Below are 24,724 nucleotides of genomic sequence, written 5' to 3'. Positions count from 1 at the left end.
CAAGTTCGCTTGGTCGCCGCGTGTGACCGAGGGCACACGAGCCCGGCCGGCGTGGGACCACCGGCCGGGCAAGACGTTGATGCCTTGGTTCGAGATGCTACTCAACCTTGATCATCCCCGTCATGTGCGGGTGCAGAGAACAAAAATATTTGTAGTCGCCCGCATTGGTGAAGGTGAACGAGAACTTGTCGTCAGTGTCTAGGGTCTTGGACCTGAATTTGCCGGCCGACACTACGGTGTGGGGGATGTCGTCCCGGTTGGTCCAGGTCACGGTGGTGCCGACCTTGATCTTGAGCTCGGCCGGCTGGAAGACGAAATTGTCGATATGCACTTCCATATCGTCGGCACGGGCGGTTGTGGCGGGTACCAGCATGGCCGCGGCCAAAGCGAGACCGAAGGCGACACCGAAGTCGCGGCGATTGAGTGTCTTCATTGTCAGCTTCCGTTCGCCCTGCATCAACCCTGGAGCGGCGTGTCGATGATCGCGAGCCGCTGCTCGTTCTGCTTGAAGTTGATGCTGGCAACGCCGAGCATTGCGCGGAGCTTTGCGTCCTCGACCTTCATCGGTCCGGGCGAGGGGGCAGCTCCCGGCGCCGGCTGCGGAAAGGCGGTGGAGCGTGCGGTGTGGAAGGTGACGTTGCCCTCGACCTTCTGCATCACCTGGTGAATGTGACCGTTCAGCACGGTGACCGAACCGAAGCCTTTCACTTGGTCCAGCGCGCGGGCGCCGTCCTCGGTGCCCCAGCCCCATTCGGGATAGACGGTCCAGAGCGGGATGTGGGCGAACAGCACGATCGGCGTCGATTTCGACTTGCCGCGCAGATCGTCCTCGAGCCAGGCGAGCTGCTCGGCGCCGAGATTGCCGAGGCCTCCGGCCTTGAGGTCGACGACATTGACGAGGCCGATGAAGTGCACGCCGCCGGCATCGAACGAATACCAGCCCGCGCCCTTGGTGCCGCGGCCGTAGCGCTCGCGATAGAACTTCACCTCCTCGTCGAGGAAGTCATGCTCGCCGGGCACGTAATGCACGTCGAGCTTGCTCTGCGAGATGATGCGATCGGCGTTGTCGAATTCCGCGGCCTTCGACAGATGGGTGATGTCGCCAGTGTGGATCATGAACGACGGCTTGACCGGCATCGCGTTGATCTTGTTGACGGCTTCCTCCAGCGTGCCGAGCGCGTTGGGATTGGCCGGCTTGTCGAAGCCGACATGGCTGTCGCTGATCTGGAGGAAGGTCATTCCGGGCGCGGCCGCGGTCGCAGCTTGCGCGGAATCGATGATGCCGAGCGAGCGCGGCACGCCACCGGTGAGGGTCCAAAGCACCCCGGTGCCGGCCCAGGTCATGCATTCCAACACCTTGCGGCGGCTTAAGCCGTCCTCGCCGTGATCGTGTCCGCTCATCGCGCAGCTCCACTTCGCCCGGAATTGGGCTTCGGAGAGGTGATTGGAGGAGCGGGGGTGTTATTCCCGGACGCGATGACGTTTTCGTGAGGTGGTTGGACGCGTAGCCCGTATGGAGCGTAGCGGAATACGGGACCAATCGAGCGTCCTCTCCCGGATTCCGCTACGCCCATCGGGGCTACGCATTCACTTCGCATCCTCCAAAATCATCGTCGCGCCTTTCTCGGCGATCATCGCGGTCGGCGTGTTGGTGTTGCCCGACGTGATGGTCGGCATGATCGAGGCATCGACAATGCGAAGGCCGCCGAGGCCGTAAAAGCGCAGGCGCTCGTCCACCACCGCCATCGGATCATTCGCCGCGCCCATCTTCGCAGTGCCGACGGGATGGAAGATGGTGGTGCCGATGTCGCCGGCGGCCTTGGCGAGCGAGGCATCGTCGTCGCCGACGGCGGGGCCGGGCAGATATTCGCTCGGGCGGTATTTTGCCAGCGCCTTCTGCTGCATCAGGCGGCGGGTGGTGCGGATGGCATCGGCGCCGACCTGGCGGTCGTCATCCGTTGAAAGGTAATTCGGCGCGATGATCGGCTTCTCGTCTAGGGCCGCCGAACGCAGACGTACGGTGCCGCGCGATGTCGGCTGGAGATTGCAGGCGCTCACCGTGATCGCGGGGAAGCGGTGCAGGGGATCGCCGAACTTGTCGAGCGACAGCGGCTGCACGTGGAACTGGATGTTGGCGCGTGCGCGCGTCGCATCGGAGCGGGTGAAGATGCCGAGCTGCGACGGCGCCATGGTCAGCGGGCCGCGGCGGCGGAACGCGTAGTCGAGGCCCATCAGGCCGCGGCGGAGCAGGTTGTAATAGGTCTCGTTCAGGGTGCGCACGCCTTCGACCTTGTAGATCGCGCGCTGCTGCAGATGATCCTGCAGATTGCGGCCGACGCCGGGCTTATCCATCACGATGTCGATGCCGAGCGGTGACAGCCAGTCGGCAGGTCCGATGCCGGAGCGATGCAGCACCTGCACCGAGCCGATCGCGCCAGCCGAGAGGACAACCTCGCGTTTGGCACGCGCCTCGATGATCTCGCCATTCTGGATGAAGCGCACGCCGACGGCGCGGCCCTGCTCGATGATCAGACGGTCGACCAGCACATGCTTTTCGAGCCGCAGGTTCGGGCGGTTCAATACCGGCTTGAGGAAGCCGCGCGCCGACGACCAGCGCCGGCCGCGCTTCTGATTGACGTGGAAATAGCTGGTGCCTTCGTTGTCGCCGGTATTGAAATCCGGGATGCGCTTGATCCCCATCTCCTCGGCTGCATCGCCCACGGCATCGAGGACGTCCCAGGACAGCCGCGGCGCCTCGATGCGCCAGCCGCCGCCGGCGCCGTGATGCTCGCTTGCGCCAAGGAAGTGATCCTCGAGCCGTTTGAACAGCGGCAGCACGTCGTCATAACCCCAGCCGGTCATGCCGAGCTGGCGCCAGTGATCGTAATCGGCGGCCTGTCCACGCATCGAGATCATGGCGTTGATCGCCGAGGAGCCGCCGATCACCTTGCCACGGGGATAGGCGAGCGAGCGGCCGTTCAGCCCGGGCTCGACCTCGGTCCTGAACATCCAGTCCGAGCGCGGATTGCCGATGGCGAAGAGATAGCCGACGGGAATGTGGAACCAGATCCAGTTGTCGTCGCCGCCGGCTTCGAGGACGAGGACGCGATTGCTGGAGTCGGCAGACAGCCGGTTGGCGAGGATGCAGCCCGCCGTGCCGGCCCCAATGACAATGTAGTCAAACTCACCTTCGAGCCGCCTTGGCATTCTGCTTCCACCCAACAGGCGTCATGCCCGGGCTTGTCCGGGGCATCCACGCGCTTTCCGTTCTAATAGTCAGACGTGGATGGCCGGGACAAGTCCGGCCATGCCTGTGAGTCAGGGCTACACCCCGATCCCCGCCAGTTGGGTGGACTGGTGCTTGCATGGTAGACAGGCCTGCATTTTCAACAAAGCTTGAGACCCTCCATGCCCATCGTGAACCGCGTCGCCGACCTTCAACCCGATATTCAGGCCTGGCGCCGGGACATCCACCAGCATCCGGAGCTGCTCTATGACGTCCACCGCACCGCAGCATTCGTCGCGGACCGCCTGCGCGAATTCGGCTGCGATCAGGTCGTGACGGGGATCGGCCAGACCGGCGTGGTCGGCGTGATCAAGGGCAGCAAGCCGGCTGGCGAGGGCCTCAAGGCCATCGGCCTGCGTGCCGACATGGATGCGCTGCCGGTCGAGGAACAGACCAACCTGCCTTACGCTTCGAAGACCCCGGGCAAGATGCACGCCTGCGGCCATGACGGCCACACCGCGATGCTGCTCGGTGCTGCGCGTTATCTCGCCGAGACCCGCAACTTTGCCGGAGATGCGGTGGTGATTTTCCAGCCGGCCGAGGAGGGTGGCGCCGGCGGCTTGGCGATGGTCAAGGACGGAATGATGGAGCGCTTCGGCATCGAGCAGGTCTACGGCATGCACAACGGTCCGGGCATTCCGGTGGGCTCGTTCGCGATCCGGCCAGGTCCGATCATGGCGGCGACCGACGAGGTCGATATCATGATCGAAGGCCTCGGCGGCCATGCCGCGCGGCCGCACAAATGTGTCGATTCCGTTCTGGTCGGCGCGCAAGTGATCACGGCGCTGCAGTCGATCGTCGCGCGCAGCATCGATCCGCTGGAATCGGCCGTGATTTCGATTTGCGAGTTCCACGCGGGCAATGCCCGTAACGTTATTCCGCAAACCGCGACACTGAGGGGCACCATCCGCACGCTGTCGCCGGAGGTGCGCAAGCTGGTGGAGAAGCGCGTACACGAGGTTGTGGCGGGCGTGGCGCAGATCACCGGCGCCAAGATCGACCTGCGCTACCAGCGCAATTATCCGGTGGTGAACAATCACGCCCCGGAGACCGAGATCGCACGTCGCATCGCGGGGCAAGTTGCGGGCGAGGCCAACGTCCTCGAGATGCCGCCGCTGATGGGCGGCGAGGATTTCGCCTATATGCTGGAGGCACGCCCCGGCGCCTTCATTTTCTGCGGCAACGGCGACAGCGCCGGCCTGCATCACCCCGCCTACAATTTCGACGACGAGGCGATCGTCTTCGGCACGTCGTATTGGGTCAAGCTGGTCGAGGAATCGCTCGCGGCGTCGTAAGGCTCTTACTTCACCTCGCCCCGCTTGCGGGGAGAGGTCGGAATTCGAGCGCAGCTTGAATTCCGGGTGAGGGGGACTCTCCGCGAGTCCGTCTCTCACCGCGATCGCGGAAGCAGCCCCTCACCCCAACCCTCTCCCCGTAAGAACGGGGAGAGGGAGTGGAGATATCTTCAGAAGATCCGCGAGAAGATCACGTACAGTGTGCCCGACAGCAGGATGGCGACCGGCAGGGTCAGCACCCAGGCCAGCACCATGTTCCTGATGGTGGCGACCTGGAGACCCGAACCGTTCGCGGCCATGGTGCCGGCGACGCCGGACGACAGCACGTGAGTGGTCGAGACCGGCAGGCCGAACACGTCGGCGGCGCCGATCGTGGCGGCGGCGACGAGCTCGGCGGAGGCACCCTGCGCGTAGGTGAGATGGGTCTTGCCGATCTTCTCGCCGACGGTGACGACGATGCGCTTCCAGCCGATCATGGTGCCAAGGCCGAGCGCGATCGCGACCGCCACTTTCACCCAGGTCGGGATGAACTTGGTCGCGCTGTCGAGGCCGCCCTTGTAGGCATTCAAGGTCCCGACCTCTTCCTTGCTGAGGTCGTTTTCCTTGTCCTTCATCAGGAAGCGGATCGCTTCCGAGGTCAGGTACATGTCGTTGCGGGTGTTGCCGACGACTTCCGCCGGCACCTTGTTCAGCGAACCGTATTTCGCGACCTGCTCGCCGACATCTTTCACCAGCACTGCCAGCGAAGGGTAGGTGCCTTCGCTGATGTGATGCGAGGTGACGTATTGCGTCACCGCAGGACGGGGATCGCCGATGATCGCATGGCCGGCGCCCTTGGCCGCAACCACCTTGGAGGCGGCTTCCGAGATCTTCGCGAACTGGGCGACCTGCGACTCCGGCAATGCGCGGTTGAGCGCATAGGCCGTGGGCACGGTGCCGATCAGGATCAGCATGATCAGGCCCATGCCCTTCTGGCCGTCGTTCGAACCATGGGCGAAGCTGACGCCGGTGCAGGTCAGGATCAGCAGGCCGCGAATCCAGATCGGCGGGGCTTTATTACCCTCAGGGGCGGCATAGAGCGCCGGGTTCTTGATCATCAGCTTGAGCAGCAGCAGCAGGCCGGCGGCGCAGACGAAGCCGACCAGCGGCGACAGCAGCAGTGCATAGCCGATCTCGGTGGCCTTGCCCCAGTCCACGCCCGATGTGCCGTCGCGGCCGCGCATCAGCGCGTTGGCAACGCCAACGCCGATGATCGAGCCGATCAGGGTGTGCGAGGAGGAGGCCGGCAGGCCAAAATACCAGGTGCCGAGGTTCCACAGGATCGCGGCGATCAGCAGGGCGAACACCATCGCGAAACCGGCGCTTGAGCCGACCTGCAGGATCAGCTCCACCGGCAGCAGCGAAACGATGCCGAAAGCGACCGCGCCGGAGGACATGAGCACGCCGAGGAAGTTGAAGAAGCCCGACCACATCACCGCAACTTCGGCCGGCAGCGAATGGGTGTAGATCACCGTCGCAACCGCGTTGGCGGTGTCGTGGAAACCGTTTACGAATTCGAAGCCGAGCGCAATCAGGAGCGCAACGATAAGGAGGATATAGGGCAGGTAGCTCGTGACCCTGGTACCGGTCGCATCGACATCGGAATAGATGCTGTAGGCCACATAGAGCAGGCCCGCGGCGAGGATGCCGAAGAACAGGATCATCGTCAGCGGATTGAAGCCCTTGTCGAGATTTGGCCGCGAGGCCGGCTGGATCGGCGCGGGATCGGCTACCGCGCGGTCGAATGCAACATCGGTCATGTCTGGACGCCCCTTAACTTTCTGTAAGGGCTATTGTCCCCGATGGATTTGAAGGCTGGATGACAACCGAGGCTTGAAAGTCGTTTTCCCACCTGTATCTAGGCGGCGCGCGCCGCTTTCTTCTGCAAGCCGGCGGCGATCTTCAAATCTTCGACAAAGCGCTGATATTCCAGCACCTTGGCTTCCGGATCGGGCAACCGCAGCAGATAGGATGGGTGCACCGTCACCAGCGCCTTGCGGCCGTCGGGCAGGTCGATCAGCCGGCCGCGGTTCTTTCCGATCGGGGTGATCTTGCCGAACACGCTCTGTGCGGCGGTCGCGCCCATCGCGACGATGAGATCGGGCTGGATGACGGAGACTTCCCGCTCATACCACTGCCGGCAGGCCTTTATCTCCGGCGTATTCGGCTTCTGATGCAGGCGGATCTTGCCGCGCGGCACGAATTTGAAGTGTTTCACCGCGTTGGTGACATAGACCTTCTTGCGGTCGACGCCGGCCTCCTGCAGCGCCCTGTCGAGCATCTGGCCGGCCGGACCGACGAAGGGATGGCCCGCGAGGTCTTCCTTGTCGCCGGGCTGCTCGCCGACCAGCATGATATTGGCGGACTTCGGGCCCTCGCCGAACACGGTCTGGGTCGCGTCCTTGTAGAGATGGCAGGCGCGGCAATGGGCGGCCTCCTCGCGGAGCGCTTCGAGATCGTCGGCAGCGGTTTTGCGTTTCATCGGAGCCTCCGGCCGCCTTTGAGGCTTGTGCGGATCGGTTGCGGCATTGGCGATCATGGCGCCGGTCATGCGTTCGGCGTCCTCGATCAAGGGCTTAATGATCGAAGCCTCGGGCAGGTTCCTCCAATATTTCTTCGGCATCTCCGTTTGCATCGCCTTCACCTTCAGGCGTGCCGGATTGAAGATGCTGGCGTAGTAACGCCGCCAGGTTTCCTCCAGCCGGTCTTCGCTCGGCGCCTCGCTCTTGCTGACGCCTGATGTGAACGAGAGCGCGTGGCCATCCCAATGCGCGCACAAATCCGGCGTCAAAATCGACCAGGGCATGTCGGCAAAGCGCTTGGCGAAGAACGGTGCGGCGAGCTCGACGATGTGATGCTCGGGCTCGAACCAGGCGACATAGTGTGCTTCGCGTTCCCTGCCGATCTCGCGGAAGCGCACGAAGGCATGCATCTTGTGCTCGTCGCGGTGGACCGCCTTTGCCATGGCCGTGACTTGCGCGACATCGGGATCGGTCGCGACCTCCATGAGATCGTGATTGTCCTTCAGCCGAAACAGCAGGCGATAGAGGATCGCGAAACGCTCGGGATCGCGATGCAGGATCGCGGCCTTGGCGAGCTCGACGAATTTTGCAGGCACGTTGAAGGTGCCGTCGCCACCCGCCGGCAGCGGAGACGGCGAGGGCGGCGTGAACAGCTCCGCTTCGCCGCCCTGCACGGTCCAGGTGATGTCGGCCGGCTTCATTTGGTGTAGCACGAGGCTACGCGCGGCTTTGCGCCAGCCATCGAAATCGGTTTCGTTCTCGAGGGTGATGTACTGCATCAGAAGCCAAATCCCAGTTGCGTTGCCGGCTTGAACCGTTCGATCAGCCGTGCCTCGTCGAGGCGATGCGGCGGGGGCCGGTGATCGCTGAGGACGATGAACGGCAGCGCCTTGGTGCGCGGCACATGCAGCCGCGCGAGATCGGCGACGCGGATCGTGTTCGTGCGGCGCGCCGCGATGATGCGCTCGACCGCCTTGGTGCCGAAGCCCGGCACGCGCAACAATTCCTCGCGGCTGGCGCGGTTGACGTCGAGCGGGAAGCGGTCGCGGTGACGTAGCGCCCAGGCGAGTTTTGGATCGATGTCGAGCGGCAGCATCGCACTGTCGTCGACGATCTCGCCGAGGTCGAAGCCGTAGAACCGCATCAGCCAGTCGGCCTGGTAGAGTCGGTGCTCGCGCAGCAAGGGCGGCGCGCGCAGAGGCAGCGCGCGGCTGGCATCGGGGATCGGGCTGAACGCGGAATAATAAACGCGCCTCAGCCTGTATGAACCGTAGAGATTGGCGCTGGTGTGGAGGATGGTGTGGTCGGAGGCCGCGTCGGCGCCGACGATCATCTGCGTGCTCTGGCCGGCCGGCGCGAAGCGTTGCGGCTTGGCTTTCGTGTTCGCGCTGCGGCTTTCCTCGGCCTCGTCCAGCTTCAGCCGCAGCCGGCCCATGGTACGGCGGATCGCGCGCACGTCTTTCTCGGGCGCAAATTGCTGCAGGCTCGTCTCCTGCGGCATCTCGATGTTGATGGAGAGACGGTCGGCATATTTGCCAGCCTCGGAGATCAATGCATCATCGGCCTCCGGGATCGTCTTGAGATGGATGTAGCCACGGAAGTGATGCTCCTCGCGCAGTTTGCGCGCGACGCTCACCACCTGCTCCATGGTGTAGTCGGGGTTGCGGATGATGCCGGAGGAGAGAAACAGCCCTTCGATGTAATTGCGCCGGTAGAAGTCGAGCGTCAGCTTGACGACTTCGTCGATGGTGAAGCGGGCACGCGGCACGTTGGAGGAGGCCCGGTTGACGCAATAGAGGCAGTCGTAATTGCAGGCGTTGGTCAGCAGCACCTTGAGCAGCGAGATGCAGCGGCCGTCCGGCGCGTAGGAATGGCAAATGCCCATGCCGGGCGCGCTCGATCCCATACCCTTGCCGTCGCTGGAATCCCGCCTCTCGGTGCCGCTGGAGGCGCAGGACGCGTCGTACTTGGCGGCGTCCGCCAGGATTTCCAGCTTGCGTTGCACGTCCATATTGGAATCCCTTTGATTCAGCTCATGAATCCCAAGGCCCGCCAATTCGATTGACTCCCGGGGCGTCGTTAGCTTTATATTAGAACATATCATGAACAAATGAGCTAGCCGCTGGTTCTCTTTTTGAGAGCCATCGGCAATCACCCTTGAGGAGCGGCGTATGAGCGGCGCACGAACAAGCGCGCTTGCAGCCTTGCGCGGCCAGATCGAGCGCATCGAGACGGCGGAGGTCGTGCATCATCATGACCGTGTCGCGCTCGGCCATAGCGAGGCCGACAGCGCGCTGAAGGGCGGGCTCGCGCGCGCGGCAATCCACGAGGTGTTTTGCGAAGGACGTCAGGGCGCAGCCGCGACGGGCTTTGTCACGGGCCTTGCCGGGCGCGTGACGGCACGCAAGCCGCTGCTGTGGGTGCGGCAGGATTTTTCAGACATTGAAACCGGTGCGCTGTCGATGAGCGGGCTCGCCGAGCTCGGTCTCGATCCGCGCCGCATGGTGATGGTGCGCGCCGCCGACGTGGAGAGCGCGCTGCGCACGTCGGCCGATGCGCTCGCCTGCGACGCGCTGGGTGCGGTCGTGCTTGAGCTCTGGGGTGAGACGAGGCAGTTCGATCTGGTGGCGAGCCGCAAGCTGACGCTGGCTGCGCAATCTTCCGGTGTCACCGGCTTGCTGCTGCGGATGGCCGCACAACCTTTGCCCTCAACCGCCGAGACCAGATGGATGCTGCGCGCGGCGCATTCGCCGCCGGGCGCGATGTGGAGCGCTTGGGGGGCGCCGCGCTTCGATGCCGAGCTCCTGCGCAATCGTCATGGCCCTTGCGGCCGGTGGATCATGGAATGGAAATGTGATGAGTGCCAGTTCTCTGAATCGTCGGCGTATCCTCAGCCTGTGGCTGCCGCGCCTGCCCATCGATCGGATCCAGCGGTTCTTTGGCAACGTCGGACTGCATGAAAATAATGCGCCCAACATCGTCGTTGCCAAGGACAGCAACGCGCTGGTGATCCATGCGTTGGACGAGGCCGCCGAGCGCCTCGGTCTGTATATCGGCCAGCCCCTGGCCAATGCCCGGGCGATGTGCCCGGATCTAAAGGTGTTCGATGCCGATGCCGTGGCCGATGCGAAGACGATCGGCGACATCGCCGACTGGTGCGACCGCTTCACGCCGCTCGTGGCGCTCGATCCGCCGCACGGGCTGTTCCTCGACATCACCGGCTGCGCGCATCTGTTCGGCGGCGAGGCTGCACTGTTGCAAACCCTTGTCCGGGCCCTCGATCGCCAGGGCTTTGCGGTCAGCGCGGCGATCGCCGGCACCTCGGTCTGCGCGCGCACGCTGACGCGGCAGGCATCTGGTATCATCGTTGCCGATGGCGGGGAAGCGGCGGCAATCAGCCGATTTCCGGTGTCCGCGCTCGGCGCGGGCGAGACCATCAGCACCGGCCTGCGACGCGCCGGCCTGAAGACCATCGGCGATGTCGCCTCGCGTACGCCGAGCGAAATCACGGCGCGGTTCGGCGCACGGTTCTCCACGCTGCTCGCGCATGCGCTGGGGCAGGGCGATGCGCCGATCAATCCACGAAAGCCGCTGCCCGATTACATCGTGGAGAAACGCTTTGCCGAGCCGATCGCGACGGACACCATGATCGCGATGACGCTGTCGCGCCTCGCCGACACGCTGATCGCGTCGATGGAGAAGCAGGGCAAGGGCGCGCGACGGCTGGAGGCCGCCTTCTTCCGTACCGACGGCGCGGTGCGCGCGATCATGGTCGAGACCGGGCGGCCGGTGACGCAAAGCAAAGTCATCGACCGGCTGTTCCGCGAGCGTCTCGATGCACTCGCCGATCCCCTCGATCCCGGCTTCGGCTTCGACATGGTCCGGCTGTCGGCAAGCCGCACCGAGATCGTGGTGCAGGAGCAGCGCGATCTCGACGCCCATGTCCACGACAATGACGAGCTTGCCGCGCTGATCGACCGCATCGCCGCGCGCATTGGCGGAAAGCGCGTCGTCGTGCATCTGCCTGAGGATACCCATATCCCTGAATGTGCGGTGCTGGCGGCGCCTGCCCAGCATCATCTCGCCGTGGCCATACAGGCCGAATGGCCCGCGCGCACCGAGAGTGAGCCGCCACTGCGTCCCTTGCGGCTGTTCGACAAGCCTGAGCCGATCAATGTGCCGTTCGCGACCGTGCCCGACGGGCCGCCGCATCAATTCACCTGGCGCCGCGCGCAACATGCGGTGGTGCGGGTGGAAGGCCCCGAGCGCATCGCCATGGAATGGTGGCGGCAGGACGGCAAGCAACTGACGCGGGACTATTTCCGCATCGAGGATGCCGAGGGCCTGCGCTTCTGGATCTTTCGCGACGGTCTTTACGAGGGGGAGTGCTTCGACGGCGACGGCAAGCCCGCTCTTCCCGGTTGGTATGTGCACGGTCTCTTCGCATGAACACGCCCGCTTATGCCGAGATCGGCATCACCACGAATTTCTCCTTCCTGCGCGGCGGCTCGGATCCGCGCGCCTATGTGCACCAGGCCAGCAAGCTCGGCATTCCCGTGATCGGCATCGCCGATCACAACACGCTCGCCGGTGTGGTGCGCGCCTACAAGGAGCTCGACAATGACGAGGTGCTGCACAAGCCGAAGCTTCTGATCGGCACCCGCATCGTCTTCATCGATGGTACGCCCGATATTCTGGTCTATCCGCGCGACCGCGCCGCCTATGGCCGGCTGTGCCAGCTTCTTACCCGGGGCAAGCGCGGCGACGACATCACGCGGATCGCGAAGGGCGAATGCCATCTCACCTTCGCCGATCTCCTTGCGTTTTCCGAAGGCCAGCTCCTGATCCTGACGCTGCCGCATCGCTTCGATGCGGCGCAGACGCAGGACATCCTCGCCAAGCTGAAAGCAAGTCGTGCCGAGGGCGTGTGGCTGGCGGCGAGCCTAATCTATCGCGGCGACGACCGCCGTCGCCTCGCGCAGCTCGATGATCTCGCCGCAAAAGCAAAAGTGCCGCTGCTTGCGACCAACGAGGTGCTCTATCACCATCCCGCGCGCCGTCCCCTCCAGGACGTTCTGACCTGCATCCGGGAGAAAACCACGATCGAGGCGGTCGGCCGGAAGCTGGAAGCCAATGCCGAGCGATTTTTGAAGACGCCCAGGGAGATGGCGCGGCTGTTCCGCGATTTCCCTGAGGCTATCGCGGAGACCATGCGCTTTGCGGACAAGATCACCTTCTCGCTCGACCAGCTCAAATACCAGTATCCGGATGAGCCGGTGCCACCGGGGAAGACCGCGCAGGGGCATCTGGAGGATCTGACCTGGGCCGGTGTCGACAAATATTTTGGCGGCAAGATCGACGACAAGCTGCGCGCCACCCTGAAGAAAGAACTCGCACTGATCGCCGATCTGAAATACGCGCATTACTTCCTCACCGTGCACGACATCGTGCATTACGCCCGCAGCCAGAACATTTTGTGCCAGGGGCGGGGATCGGCGGCGAATTCGGCGGTCTGCTACGTGCTCGGCATCACCTCGGTCGACCCGACCAAGGTCGATCTGCTGTTCGAGCGCTTCATCTCCAAGGAGCGGCTGGAGCCGCCCGACATCGACGTCGATTTCGAGCATTCGCGGCGCGAGGAGGTGATGCAATATGTCTATCGGCGTTACGGCCGCCATCGCGCCGCGATCATCGCCACCGTCATTCATTATCGCCCGCGCAGCGCCATCCGCGATGTCGGCAAGGCGCTGGGCCTGACCGAGGACGTCACCGCCGCACTCGCCGACACCGTCTGGGGCAGCTGGGGCAAGGGCCTCAACGACATGCAGGTCAGGCAGGCTGGCCTCGATCCGCAAAATTCCATGATCAATCTCGCAGTCGAGCTCGCGACCGAGCTGATCGAATTCCCCCGTCATCTGTCCCAGCATGTCGGCGGCTATGTGCTCACGCAAGACCGGCTCGACACCTATGTGCCGATCGGCAATGCCGCGATGGACGATCGCACCTTCATCGAATGGGACAAGGACGATGTCGACGCGCTCAGCATGATGAAGGTCGACGTGCTCGCGCTGGGCATGCTGACCTGCATCCGCAAGTGCTTTGATCTGATCGAGCAGCACAAGGGCGAACGCTGGATGCTGGCGAGCGTCCCGCAGGATGATTCCAAAGTCTACGACATGCTGTGCGACGGGGAGTCGCTCGGCGTGTTCCAGGTCGAGAGCCGCGCCCAGATGAACATGTTGCCCCGGCTGAAGCCACGGACCTTCTACGATCTCGTCATCGAGGTCGCGATCGTGCGGCCGGGGCCGATCCAGGGCGACATGGTGCATCCCTATTTGCGGCGGCGGAACGGCTTGGAAAAAGTGAACTATCCATCGCCGTCACCGGAGCATGGCGACAAGGACGAGCTTTACAGAGTGCTGCACAAGACGCTCGGCGTGCCCTTGTTCCAGGAGCAGGCGATGCGGATCGCGATCGAGGCCGCGAAGTTCACGGCCGAGGAGGCCAACGGCCTGCGCCGTGCGATGGCAACGTTCCGCAATGTCGGCACCATCGGCAAGTTCGAAGACAAGATGATCGGCAACATGATCGCACGCGGTTATGCGCCTGATTTTGCCAGAAACTGTTTCGAACAGATCAAGGGTTTTGGCAGTTATGGTTTTCCGGAGAGCCATGCTGCAAGCTTTGCGCAGCTTGTCTACATCTCTTCATGGCTGAAGCATTATCACCCTGATGCATTCTGCTGCGGCCTCCTGAACTCGCAGCCGATGGGCTTTTACGCCCCGGCGCAGATCGTCAGCGACGCCCGCAAGAACGGCGTCGAGGTGCGCGAGATCGATGTGTCCTACAGCTCTGCGCAGAACACGCTGGAAGAAGGAAGTGGCAAATATTGCGCCGTGCGCCTGGGCTTCCGCCAGATCGACGGTTTTCATTGGCTCGATGAGGATGAGGAAAGGCTGAAAAGAGCCGCGCCTCGGAATGAGTATGTGGAGAGAGCGCCCGACTGGGCTGACCGTATCGTCGCCGCGCGCAACCGCCGGCCCTTCACCTCGCTGGAAGATTTCGCCCGCGACACCGGACTGCCCAAGCGCGCGCTGACCCTGCTTGCCGATGCCGACGCGTTCCGCTCGCTCGGGCTCGACCGCCGCGAGGCGCTGTGGCAGGTGCGGCGCCTGCCCGACGATGTGCCGCTGCCGCTGTTCGAGGTGGCCACCGCACGCGAGCAGCCGGACGAGCACGCTAGGCCGTTGCCGGTGATGCCGCGGGCCGAACAGGTGGTCGCGGACTATCAGACCATTCGGTTATCGCTGAAGGGGCATCCGATGGAATTTTTGCGCGAGATGTTTACGCGCGAGCGCATCGTCGCCTGCAAGGACATCAATCATGACAACGAGCGGCGCCGCGTCCGCTGTGCCGGCGTCGTGCTGGTACGGCAGCGGCCGGGCAGCGCCAGCGGCGTCGTGTTCATGACACTGGAGGACGAAACCGGCATCGCCAATGTTGTGGTGTGGCCGAAGATCATGGAGCAGTACCGGAAGGAGGTGATGGGCGCACGCCTCATCCTGGTCGAAGGCTACATCCAGAGCAGCCCCGAAAAGGTGACGCACCTCATTGCCCAGCGGATGATCGACCGTTCGCACGATCTGGTCGGCCTCGCCAACGACGCCCTCGGCCGCAAGCATCCGGTGCCGGCAGGCGCCACCGTGGTCGAACCGCTCAACGACGATCCCCGCGCCCACACGGATGCGCCCGCGCAAAAACTTCGCCACCCCCGCAACGTCCGCATCCTGCCGCCGTCGCGGGATTTTCATTGAGGAATATAGAGCACTCTGCTGCCACACCGTCATTGCGAGCGCAGCGAAGCAATCCAGACTGTTACCGCGGAGAGATACTGGATTGCTTCGCTGCGCTCGCAATGACGAGCATATTCTAAAAATTCACCCGGTTCGAAATCGCGCCGTCCACCACCAGATTGGAGCCCGTGGTGAACCCCGACACCGGGCTCGCCAGAAACACCGCTGCGCTCGCGATCTCCTGTGGCGTGGCCATGCGGCCAGTAGGGTTGCGCTTCATCGCATCATTGTAGCGCTCGGGCATGTTCTGTTCGATCGTATTCCAGACGCCACCCTTGAAATAGACCGTGCCGGGCGAGACCACGTTGACGCGGATCTTCTTCTTCGCGTACTGCCGTGCCAGCCCCTTGGCCATGTGGATCAATGCCGCCTTGATCGGGCCGTAGGAGCTCGCCGTGTCCGCTTGCGCCGCGGAGATCGATGAGATGATCACGAAGGCGGGGTCGCCGCTGCTCGCACCGCTGGCCTCGAGGAACGGCCGCGCGGCGTCGAACGCATGCACGGCGCCGAGCAGGTCGAGCTGAAAATTCTGTTCCCACGATGCGGCATCATGGCCTTGCGCCATTGCGCCCGCGTTGGAGAACAGCATGTCGATGCCGCCAAGCTCCTTTGCAGCATTCTCGATCCAGGATTTCAGTGCCGCGCCGTCGGTGACGTCGACCGGGCCGCCGGTCGCGCGGATCCCGCTGGCCTTCAACTCCGTAACGGTGGCGGCAACCTGATCGGCGTTGCGTGCACACACCGCGACATTGCTGCCTTCGCCGGCCAGCGTCGCCGCAATCGCCCGCCCGATGCCGCGCGTGCCGCCAAGCACGACGGCGTTCTTGCCTTTGAGACCGAGATCCATTGTTTGGTTTTCCTTTTTTGTTGGTCGCAGCGAGTGTAGCTGTTTCGAGAGACGCCCAAAAGCCTCCACATCGTCATTGCGAGGAGCTCTTGCGACGAAGCAATCCAGACTGCCACTGCGGAAAGACTCTGGATTGCTTCGCTTCGCTCGCAATGACCGTGTGGAAACAGCGGCCCTCACTCCGGTGCCGCCCCCACCGGCGGGCCGCCGGGCGGGCGGTGCAGGAATGTCAGTGAGACGTAGGCGCCGGCCCAGGAGCCGATCGCCGCGAAAGCCACATAGAAAGCGTTTTCGGTGTAGCTGATCACGGCATAGGAGGAGAGCATGTACCAGACCGCGCTCCAGTTCGCCGCGGGCACGCGCTTGCGCGCGATCACGGCCGAGGTGAACATGACATAGACCGCGTCGGTGGCCGCCGTTGCGATGAACACGGCGCCTGCGGTGAGGGGATCGATGGCGGCCATTGCATGTCCTTGTGTGCTAATGCGATGGTCGCAAACTAAAGGGAGAGAAGGGTCATGCAAAGCCCCACCGAAATTCTCAGTGGCATCTGGACCTCCGCCGGCGGTGATGCCGCCGCGCTCGCGCGCGTGCGGCTGACGGGCGAGGAGCCGCAAATCCCGTCCTCGTTTCGCGTCGCAATTGCCGGCCAGACCACGATCGCCGCCGCCGGTCTTGCCGCCGCCGAAATCTGGAGATTGCGCAGCGGCGAGGCGCAGGACGTCAGCGTCGACCTGCGCCATGCCGTCGCCGAATGCCGCTCCGAGCGCTATTTGCGCGTCGACGACAAGCCGCCGCCGCCCGCCTGGGACGCCATCGCCGGCGTCTACAGAACCGGCGACAACCGCTTCGTCCGCTGCCACACCAATTTCCCGCATCATCGCGACGCCGTCTGCAAGGTGCTCGGCTGCGAGCCCGAGCGCGAGAAGGTGCAGGCCGCATTGATGCAATGGAAGGGCGAGGATTTCGAGACTGCGGCTTACGCTGCGGGCGGCGTCGTTGCCCTGATGCGGAGTTACGACGAATGGTCGGCGCTGCCGCAGGCCCGCGCGCTCGCCGAACTGCCGCTGGTCTCGATCGAGAAGATCGGCGAGGCTCCGCCAAAGCCATGGCCGCAACGATTGCCAAAAGGCGATCGCCCCCTCGCAGGTCTGCGCGTGCTCGATCTCTCCCGCGTCATCGCGGGGCCCGTCGCCGGCCGCACGCTCGCAGCGCACGGCGCGGATGTGCTGCTCGTGTCAGGCCCCGAACTGCCGGCCATTCCGTGGCTGACCATCGACACCGGCCGGGGCAAGCTCACCACCTTCATCGAGCTGAAGAGCGAGGCGGGCAGGGCGCAGATGCGCGCGCTGTTGAAGGACGCCGACATCTTCTCGCAAGGCTATCGGCCGCGCGCGCTCGCCGCTCTCGGCTTCACGCCGGAGGACGCGGCGAAAATCAATCCCGGCATCGTCTACGTGACGCTGTCGGCCTATGGCCATGCCGGTCCATGGACCGAACGGCGCGGCTTCGATTCGCTGGTGCAGACCACGACCGGCTTCAACCATGCCGAGGGACAGGCTGCTGGCATAGATGGGCCAAAGGAATTGCCGGCGCAGATGCTCGACCACGCCACCGGCTATCTGATGGCGTTCGGCGCGATGATGGCCAAGGCCCGCCAGGCCCGCGAAGGCGGCAGCTGGCACGTGCGCGTGTCGCTGGCGCAGACCGGGCGCTGGCTGTGGAATCTCGGACGGCTCGAAAATGGCCTGAATACCCCGGATATTACGGGCGAGGCCGTACACGCTGCATTCATCGAGAGCATGCCATCTGGCTTCGGCACGTTGAAGGCGGTGCGCCATTCAGCGCTGCTGTCGAAGACGCCGGCGCAATGGAGCCGTCCGGCGATGCCGCTCGGCAGTCATCCGGCAGAGTGGCCGGTGACAAACTGACGTGAAGCTGACGTGTCGCAAATTTTTAACGCAAACCGAAAGGCGCGCGGCGTTTTTTAGGTTGTTTGAAATCACAATTCGGCACTATTAGCGCGACCGATGACGCCGGCATCCGCCGCTATCATCGCAGACATGACCGGGCCCCATGGTAGTTGAAAATACCAAGCGATTGCAGGTGCTTACAAAACAACGGGTAATTACATCCGTAGTTTTACTAGCTCTTGCCGGTGCCGGGGCTTACGGCTTCCTCCATGCGGGAGCGAAGGAGAAGAACCACTCCGAGATATCCAGCCAGTCGCGCAGGAATGCGCAGAACTTCACGCCGACGCCATCGGAATGGGCGACGCTGACGATCGAGCCGGTCAAGGCCAAGACCTTCCGCGCCGAGTATGTCACCGAGGGCAAGGTCGCGGTCGACGAGGACCGTTCGACGCCGGTGTTTTCGCCCTATGCGGGCCGCGTGACCAAGCTGCTCGCCAAGCCCGGCGAGGTGCTGAAGCAAGGTCAACCGCTGTTCACGATCGAGGCCGCCGACACCGTGCAGGCCCAGAACGATTTCATTGCGGCAATGACCTCGCAGAACAAGGCGAAGTCGGCGATCGATCTTGCCGACATCCAGTTCAAGCGCGCCAAGGACCTCTACGAGGGCCATGCCATCCCCCTGAAGGACTACCAGCAGGCGGAAGCGACCCAGGTTCAGGCGCAGAACGACATGCGCTCATCGGCGACGGCGCTGGAAGCCGCACGCAACAAGCTGCGTATCCTCGGCTTCACCGACGAGACCATCAAGGCGTTCCAGGACAAGGGCGTCATCAATCCAGAAGTCACGATCTATTCGCCGATCGCGGGCACGGTCGTGCAGCGTAAGATCGGCCCCGGCCAGTACGTCAATTCGGGCGCCAGCGATCCGGTCTTCGTCGTCGGCGACCTCTCCACGGTCTGGCTCACCGCCTTCGTGCGCGAGAGCGATGCGGCTGCCGTGTGCATCGGGCAGGACATCACCGTCAACGTGATGGCGCTCCCGGGCCGCCCCTTGACCGCCAAGGTCAACTACGTCGCCGCCGCGATCGATCCGAACACCCGCCGCCTGCTGGTCCGCGCCACCATCGACAACAAGGACGGCCTGCTGAAGCCGGAGATGTTCGCCAACGTCACGATCTATTCGTCCGGCGACCGCGCCGCGCCGGCGGTACCGAAGCAGGCCTTGATCTACGAAGCCGACAAGGTCCGCCTCTGGGTCGCACGCGAGGACAAGTCGGTCGAGCTGCGCGAGATCAAGATCGGTCTCATCAATGGCAATCTCGTCGAGGTCACCAGCAATCTGAAGCCCGGCGAGCAGGTGGTCACCAAAGGCAGCCTGTTCATCGACCGCGCGGCGTCCGGCAGCTGATCGACGGGCCGGGAAAAAAGACAAGCTGAAGACCTGAATGGATCGCCTCGTCGCCCTTGCCGTCAACCGGCGCTTCCTGATGGTCGGGATGTTCGTCGCCGTGCTCATCGGCGGCCTGATCGCGTTCAACCAGCTCAACATCGAGGCTTATCCCGATCCGACCCCGCCGATGGTCGACATCGTGACGCAGAGCCCGGGCCTGTCGGCCGAGGAGATCGAGCGCTACATCACGATCCCGATCGAGACGCAGGTTGCGGGTCTGAAGAACGTGACGACCATTCGCACCATCTCGCTCTATGGCCTCTCCGACGTCAAACTGCAGTTCTCCTTCGCCTACACCTATGACGAGGCGTTACAGCAGGTCTTGAACCGCCTGGCGCAGCTCGCGCCGCTGCCCGGCAACGTGCAGCCGCAGATCTCGCCGCTCAGCCCGATTGGCGAAATCTTCCGCTACCGTCTCGTCGGCCCGCCGAACTACAGCGTGCTCGACCTCAAGACCATCCAGGACTGGATTCTCCAGCGGCGCTTCCGTGCCGTGCCCGGCGTGATCGACGTCACCGGGTGGGGTGGCAAGAGCAAGACCTATGAGCTCCAGGTCGACTTCAACAAGCTGGTCGCCAACGGCCTGACGCTGCCGCAATTGCTCCAGGCGGTCGGCAATTCCAACGTCAATGTCGGCGGCAACACTGTCAATATCGGTCAGCAATCGGCCGTGGTGCGCGGCGTCGGCCTGATCCGCTCGATCGACGACCTCGCCAACACCATGGTCTCGCAGACCAACGGCAATCCGGTGCTGGTCAAGGACGTCGCCACCGTCACCGTCGGCCAGAAGCCCCGTCTCGGCATTGCCGGCCTCGACGAGGCCGACGACATCGTGCAGGGCATCGTCCTGATGCGCCGCGGCGAGCAGAGCTCGCCAACCATCAAGCGCGTCCACCAGCTCGTTCAAACCATTAACGAGTCCAGCATCCTGCCGCCCGGCGTGCGCATCGAGCGCATCTACGACCGCGGCGACCTGATCGAACTCACCACCCACACCGTGCTGCACAACATGGTGGTCGGCATTCTCTTGATCGTGCTGCTGCAGTGGATCTTTCTCGGCGATCTCCGCAGTGCGCTGATCGTCGGCGCCACCATTCCGTTCGCGTTGTTCTTCGCGGTGATCATCCTGGTGCTGCGCGGGGAATCGGCGAACCTGCTGTCGGTCGGCGCGATCGATTTCGGCCTGATCGTCGATGCCACGGTCATCATGGTGGAGGCGATCTTCCGGCGCCTGACGCAGACGACGCCGATGTCGGAATCCGAGCAGATGTCGTCCGAGACGCTGTTCGGCATGAAAAGCCACGCCATCCTCAGCGCGGCGGCCGATGTCTCCCGTTCGATCTTCTTCGCCGCCGCGATCATCATCGCAGCCTTCCTGCCGCTGTTCACGCTCTCCGGCGTCGAGGGCAACATCTTCGGGCCGATGGCCCGGACCTATGCCTACGCTCTTGCCGGCGGCCTGCTTGCGACCTTCACCGTCACTCCGGCGCTGTCCGCGATTATCCTGCCCGCGCATGTCAGGGAGACCGAGACCAGGGTGATGCTGATCCTGCATCGCATCTACATGCCGGTGCTGCGTTGGGCGGTCGCCAACCGCGGCATCATGCTCGGTGGTGCGTTCGGCCTCGTGCTGATGACGGTTGCGCTCAGCCGGTTGCTTGGCCTCGAATTCCTGCCGAAGCTGGAGGAGGGCAATCTCTGGATCCGCGCCACGCTGCCGCCGACCATCTCGCTCCAGGAAGGCAACTCCTACGTCAACGAGATGCGCAAGGTGATCCGCGCGCGGCCTGAAGTGGAATCCGTGGTGTCGCAGCACGGCCGCCCCGATGACGGCACCGACGCGGCCGGCTTCTTCAACGCCGAGTTTTTCGCGCCGCTCAAGCCCGCCAGCCAATGGCCCGGCACCCGCGACAAGGAAGAGCTGACCGCGCAACTGCTCAAGCAGCTCGACGATCGCTTCCCCGGCGTCGAGTTCAACTTCTCGCAATATCTCCAGGACAACGTCTCCGAAGCCGTCTCCGGCGTGAAGGGCGAGAACTCGATCAAGCTGTTCGGCAGCGACCTCCAGGCGCTGACCGACACCGCCAACAAGATCAAGTCGGTGCTGGCAACCGTGCAGGGCGTCACCGATCTTGCGGTGTTCACCTCACTCGGGCAGCCGACCATCCAGATCGACATCAACCGCGCCAAGGCCGCGCGCTACGGCCTTGCCCCGGGCGACATCAACGCCACCATCAAGGTCGCGATCGGCGGCGACACCGCCGGCGACATCTACGAGGCGGGAAGCGATCGCCACTTCCCGATCATCGTTCGCCTTGCGCCGGAATTCCGCCGGAGCGCCGAGGCGATCCAGAATTTGCGGATCGGCGCGCCCGGACCGAACGGCACCGTCACGCAGATTCCCCTGAGCGAGGTCGCCACCATCAGCCTCGTCTCGGGTGCCGCCTACATTTATCGCGAGCAGCAGGAACGCTATCTGCCGATCAAATTCTCGGTGCGTGAACGCGACCTCGGCAGCGCGATTCGCGAGGCGCAGCAGAAGATCGCCGATCAGGTGCAGCTGCCGCCCGGCGCGCACATGGACTGGGTCGGCGAATTCGGCAATCTCCAGGACGCGATCCGGCGATTGTCGATCGTGGTGCCGATCTCGCTGGCGCTGATCGGCGTCCTGCTCTGGTTCAATTTCGGCTCGATGACCGACACGCTGCTCGCCATGAGCGTGATCCCGATGGCGATCTTCGGCGGCGTGCTCGGTCTGTTGATCACCGGCACCGCCTTCAGTGTCTCGGCAGCGATCGGCTTCATCGCGCTGTTCGGTATCGCCGTGATGGACGGCATCATCATCCTGTCGCAGTTCAACCAGCTCATCGAAGAGGGCATGGACCGCATGAGCGCGGTGATACGCACCGGCGAATTGCAGCTTCGGCCGGTGCTGATGACCTGCGTCGTCGCCGGCATCGGCCTGTTGCCGGCCGCGCTGTCGGAAGGCATCGGCTCGCAGGTGCAGAAGCCGCTCGCGGTCGTCGTGGTGACCGGCATGATGCTCGCGCCGATCGTGATCCTGGTGACGCTGCCGGTGCTGATCTCCTTCTTCTCCCGCCGCGCACGCTGACGCCGCCGATCACAGCATCCGCTGCGCGATCCGCACCAGCATCATGGTGCCGAGGCCCAGCAGCATCAGGCTGGCCAACCGGCTGCTCATCGACAGCATGCGCGGCGTCAGCCGTGACCGCGCCGTTGCCACGATCGTGCTGAGCACCGTCCACCAGATCGCGGAACCGACGAAGACACCGGCGATCAGCGGGGCTGCCGCGGCCTGCATGGAGAAGGCGTGCAGCGCAGCCAGAAACAGGATGACGGTCAGCGGATTGGTGAACCCAAGCGCGATGGCGCTGAGATAGGCGCGCGCCAGACGTACGTTGTCGATGTCGTCGGTCGTCTGGAGCGCGACCGAGCCGCGATGGGTTCGGATCGCGAACCACAGCAGCGTGAGCGCCGAGACGATGCCGAAGCTGGCGGCATTGGCCTCGACCCAGGGCTGTGCAAGCGAGCCCAGGCCCAAAACCGCGAGGGCGCTGTAAGTGAGATGCACGGTCGCCGCGCCGAAGCCGGTTGCGAGGCCCGTGGCCATTCCTGATGCCAATGTGCGCTGAATGCACAGCATGCCCATCGGTCCGATAGGGGCGGCGACGGTGAAACCAATTCCAATGCCGGAAAAAAGCGCGGCAAGATAATGCGATAAAGGCATGCACCCGCACGAACAAATGAAATCTGTGCGTGTGCGTAGCCCCGAAAATGAATCGCCGCCTCAACCAGAAGGGTGAGAAACGAGCGAGAGCACAAACACGTTCGTGTGAGTCCAAGGAGTTTGTGCCTTCGCGACAACAGTTCCACGCCTCACTGTGGAACCGTGTCGCGGTCGTTGAACCGAATGGCGCTTGGCGCGACTCAGAACCCGTAGAGTTGCGCCGGGTTGTCGACCAAGATCTTCTTGCGCACATCCGCATCCGGCGCCCATACCGGCAGCTGGTTGAGCAGGCGGCCGTCGTCGATCTGGTAGAGCGGTGCGATGTCGGTGGCTTTGCGTCCCTCGACACGGCTCGAATCCGGGTGGGGCCAGTCCGTACCCCAGACGACGCGGTCTGCATTCGCTGCGATCAGTGCGCGCGCATAGGGCGCCATGTCCTGATAGTCGGGCGCGAGCTTCGAGGAGCGATAGGCGCCGGAAATCTTGACATACGCCTTGCCGGATTTCACCAGCGCGACCAGGTCGGCAAATCCCGGTTGCTCCAGCCCAAGCGAAGCCTCGAGGCCGCCGAAATGGTCGAACACGACGGGGACCGGCGCCGTCTCGACGAGGTCCTTGATCGCCGAGATCATGGGGAGCGTGGTGTAGAGCTGCACGTGCCAGCCGCGCGCCTTCATGCGCTCGACTGCGGCGGTGAAGCGCGGCCGGCCGACATTGGGGTCGTTGACGCCGCCGGTCGCGAGATTGAGGCGGACACCGCGAAAGCCGTCTGCTTGCATCGCGTCGAGCTGGGCCTCGGTCGTTTTGTCGTCGATCACGGCCACCCCGCGCGCGGCCGCGCCGCGCGCCTTCATGCCGAACAGCGTCGAGGAATTATCGGTGCCGTAGACGCTGGGCGTCACGATCACCACGCGCTCGATATGCAGCGTCTTGTGCAGCGCTGCCATTTCTTCAGGGCTCGCTGGCTCCGGCGTGTAAACGCGGCCGGCAAAAAACGGAAACTTCTCGACGTCGCCATGGATGTGGGTGTGACAGTCGCAGGCATGCGCCGGGACGTCGAAATTGACCGGCGTCGCGGGCTGCGCCGCGCGGGCGTGGGCTTTGCTGGTCATGGATACTCCGGCGGCAAGAGAGGCAAGCATAACGCTGCGTCGATTGAGCATGGTTTCTCCCCCTATTTATTATTTGGCAGTGGCCTCGCGACAATAGCACATCAACCCGGCAGCCGCTGCGCTTCGCTGCATAGCTGCTCGACTAGGTCCGCAAGCGGGCGTGAGCCGTCGACGCGCACGACCGGGCAGGTCAGCTTCGCGAGCCACGCTTCATCTTTTGGGAAACTACGGCCGTCGCGATCGCCGGCTTCGTAGTGCGAGGCCCAGTCGACGAACGACTCCGCCTCCTCATGACGCCAGCCGCCCTGTGCGACGGCATCCGCTCCGAAATGCGTAGCCTCGCGGTCACGCAGGCGCTGCAAGCGGAGCTCGCGCGGCGTCGTCACAAAGACGACGAGATCGAAGAATGGGACGAACTCGTCGCCCCAACCGGTGACGGTTCCGCTCAGCACCCAATCGAGCCGCGGCAAGAACATCTCGCGCATCAGCCGCAAACGTTCGGCGGCAGGGCGTGTCGTCTGGTAGGGCGGCGCGGTCGGGAGCCAGAAATAATCATCGCTGTCGTGATGCGGCAGCGCAAGCCGGCCGGCGAGCGCACGGCCGAGCGTCGTCACGCCGGAGCCTGAAGCTCCCATCAGATGGATGCGGCGGCTCTTCAT

Annotated in this window: 18 protein-coding genes; 7 read left to right on the top strand and 11 right to left on the bottom strand. The window is 64.0% G+C overall.

What is annotated here, in order from left to right:
* Positions 1-97: 97 nt before the first annotated feature.
* From AC0L20_RS25450 to AC0L20_RS25440, 3 genes are all read right to left on the bottom strand, one after another.
* A complete protein-coding gene (locus tag AC0L20_RS25450; protein ID WP_473293499.1) occupies positions 98-433 on the bottom strand; it encodes a cupredoxin domain-containing protein in 336 nt (111 codons plus the stop codon).
* Between the two features lie 23 nt (positions 434-456).
* Positions 457-1,401: a metallophosphoesterase family protein gene (locus tag AC0L20_RS25445; protein WP_473293497.1), complete on the bottom strand. Its 945-nt coding sequence runs from the start codon at positions 1,399-1,401 to the stop codon at positions 457-459.
* Between the two features lie 186 nt (positions 1,402-1,587).
* Positions 1,588-3,207 carry a GMC family oxidoreductase gene (locus AC0L20_RS25440; RefSeq protein WP_473293495.1) on the bottom strand — a complete coding sequence of 540 codons (1,620 nt, stop codon included), beginning with the start codon at positions 3,205-3,207 and terminating at the stop codon, positions 1,588-1,590.
* A gap of 201 nt (positions 3,208-3,408) precedes the next feature.
* Here AC0L20_RS25440 and AC0L20_RS25435 point away from each other — a divergent pair, with 201 nt between their 5' ends.
* Positions 3,409-4,581 (top strand): M20 aminoacylase family protein, encoded by a 1,173-nt coding sequence (locus tag AC0L20_RS25435; RefSeq protein ID WP_473293493.1) that lies wholly within the window; start codon positions 3,409-3,411, stop codon positions 4,579-4,581.
* Between the two features lie 170 nt (positions 4,582-4,751).
* Here the strand turns inward: AC0L20_RS25435 and AC0L20_RS25430 are convergent, their stop codons facing one another.
* The 3 genes from AC0L20_RS25430 to AC0L20_RS25420 all read right to left on the bottom strand — a co-directional run bounded on the left by AC0L20_RS25430 (position 4,752) and on the right by AC0L20_RS25420 (position 9,153).
* Positions 4,752-6,380 (bottom strand): inorganic phosphate transporter, encoded by a 1,629-nt coding sequence (locus tag AC0L20_RS25430; protein WP_473293491.1) that lies wholly within the window; start codon positions 6,378-6,380, stop codon positions 4,752-4,754.
* A 98-nt stretch (positions 6,381-6,478) separates the two neighbouring features.
* Entirely contained in the window at positions 6,479-7,921 is a 1,443-nt protein-coding gene (locus AC0L20_RS25425; protein ID WP_473293489.1) for a UdgX family uracil-DNA binding protein, read from the bottom strand.
* On the bottom strand, positions 7,921-9,153 hold the full coding sequence (locus AC0L20_RS25420; protein WP_473293487.1) for a putative DNA modification/repair radical SAM protein: 1,233 nt from the start codon (positions 9,151-9,153) through the stop codon (positions 7,921-7,923). The genes AC0L20_RS25425 and AC0L20_RS25420 overlap by 1 nt, the downstream gene beginning before the upstream one ends.
* A gap of 160 nt (positions 9,154-9,313) precedes the next feature.
* Between AC0L20_RS25420 and AC0L20_RS25415 the strand changes: the two genes are divergently transcribed.
* From AC0L20_RS25415 to AC0L20_RS25405, 3 genes are read left to right on the top strand one after another with little or no spacing between them, the layout of a single operon-like run.
* Positions 9,314-10,102 (top strand): ImuA family protein, encoded by a 789-nt coding sequence (locus AC0L20_RS25415; protein ID WP_473293485.1) that lies wholly within the window; start codon positions 9,314-9,316, stop codon positions 10,100-10,102.
* On the top strand, positions 9,999-11,591 hold the full coding sequence (locus AC0L20_RS25410; protein WP_473293483.1) for a Y-family DNA polymerase: 1,593 nt from the start codon (positions 9,999-10,001) through the stop codon (positions 11,589-11,591). The genes AC0L20_RS25415 and AC0L20_RS25410 overlap by 104 nt, the downstream gene beginning before the upstream one ends.
* Entirely contained in the window at positions 11,588-14,956 is a 3,369-nt protein-coding gene (locus AC0L20_RS25405) for an error-prone DNA polymerase (protein WP_473293481.1), read from the top strand. The genes AC0L20_RS25410 and AC0L20_RS25405 overlap by 4 nt, the downstream gene beginning before the upstream one ends.
* Positions 14,957-15,071: 115 nt before the next feature.
* Here AC0L20_RS25405 and AC0L20_RS25400 read toward each other — a convergent pair whose 3' ends face one another.
* A complete protein-coding gene (locus tag AC0L20_RS25400; protein ID WP_473293479.1) occupies positions 15,072-15,842 on the bottom strand; it encodes an SDR family NAD(P)-dependent oxidoreductase in 771 nt (256 codons plus the stop codon).
* A gap of 176 nt (positions 15,843-16,018) precedes the next feature.
* The gene (locus AC0L20_RS25395) at positions 16,019-16,306 is read right to left on the bottom strand and encodes a hypothetical protein (RefSeq protein WP_007593600.1); all 288 of its coding nucleotides are present in this window, start codon (positions 16,304-16,306) and stop codon (positions 16,019-16,021) included.
* Positions 16,307-16,360: 54 nt separating this feature from the next.
* On the opposite strand from AC0L20_RS25395, the gene AC0L20_RS25390 reads away from it, so the two are divergent.
* The 3 genes from AC0L20_RS25390 (at position 16,361) to AC0L20_RS25380 (ending at position 22,317) form a co-directional block, all read left to right on the top strand.
* Positions 16,361-17,773, top strand: a complete 1,413-nt coding sequence (locus AC0L20_RS25390) for a CoA transferase (RefSeq protein ID WP_473293477.1) — start codon at positions 16,361-16,363, stop codon at positions 17,771-17,773.
* A gap of 145 nt (positions 17,774-17,918) precedes the next feature.
* Complete coding sequence (locus tag AC0L20_RS25385; RefSeq protein ID WP_473293475.1) at positions 17,919-19,163, top strand: efflux RND transporter periplasmic adaptor subunit; 1,245 nt, start codon at positions 17,919-17,921, stop codon at positions 19,161-19,163.
* A 37-nt stretch (positions 19,164-19,200) separates the two neighbouring features.
* Positions 19,201-22,317: an efflux RND transporter permease subunit gene (locus tag AC0L20_RS25380; protein ID WP_473293473.1), complete on the top strand. Its 3,117-nt coding sequence runs from the start codon at positions 19,201-19,203 to the stop codon at positions 22,315-22,317.
* 9 nt (positions 22,318-22,326) lie between these two features.
* On the opposite strand, the gene AC0L20_RS25375 is transcribed toward AC0L20_RS25380, so the two are convergent.
* The 3 genes from AC0L20_RS25375 to AC0L20_RS25365 form a co-directional block, all read right to left on the bottom strand.
* Positions 22,327-22,953: a LysE family translocator gene (locus AC0L20_RS25375; protein ID WP_456765203.1), complete on the bottom strand. Its 627-nt coding sequence runs from the start codon at positions 22,951-22,953 to the stop codon at positions 22,327-22,329.
* Between the two features lie 200 nt (positions 22,954-23,153).
* Positions 23,154-24,116 (bottom strand): amidohydrolase family protein, encoded by a 963-nt coding sequence (locus AC0L20_RS25370; protein ID WP_473293471.1) that lies wholly within the window; start codon positions 24,114-24,116, stop codon positions 23,154-23,156.
* Between the two features lie 50 nt (positions 24,117-24,166).
* Entirely contained in the window at positions 24,167-24,724 is a 558-nt protein-coding gene (locus AC0L20_RS25365; protein WP_473293469.1) for a P-loop NTPase family protein, read from the bottom strand.

It is taken from the genome of Bradyrhizobium sp. Kon58 (genome assembly GCF_055807455.1).
This window is presented reverse-complemented; position numbering and strand designations above follow the sequence as displayed.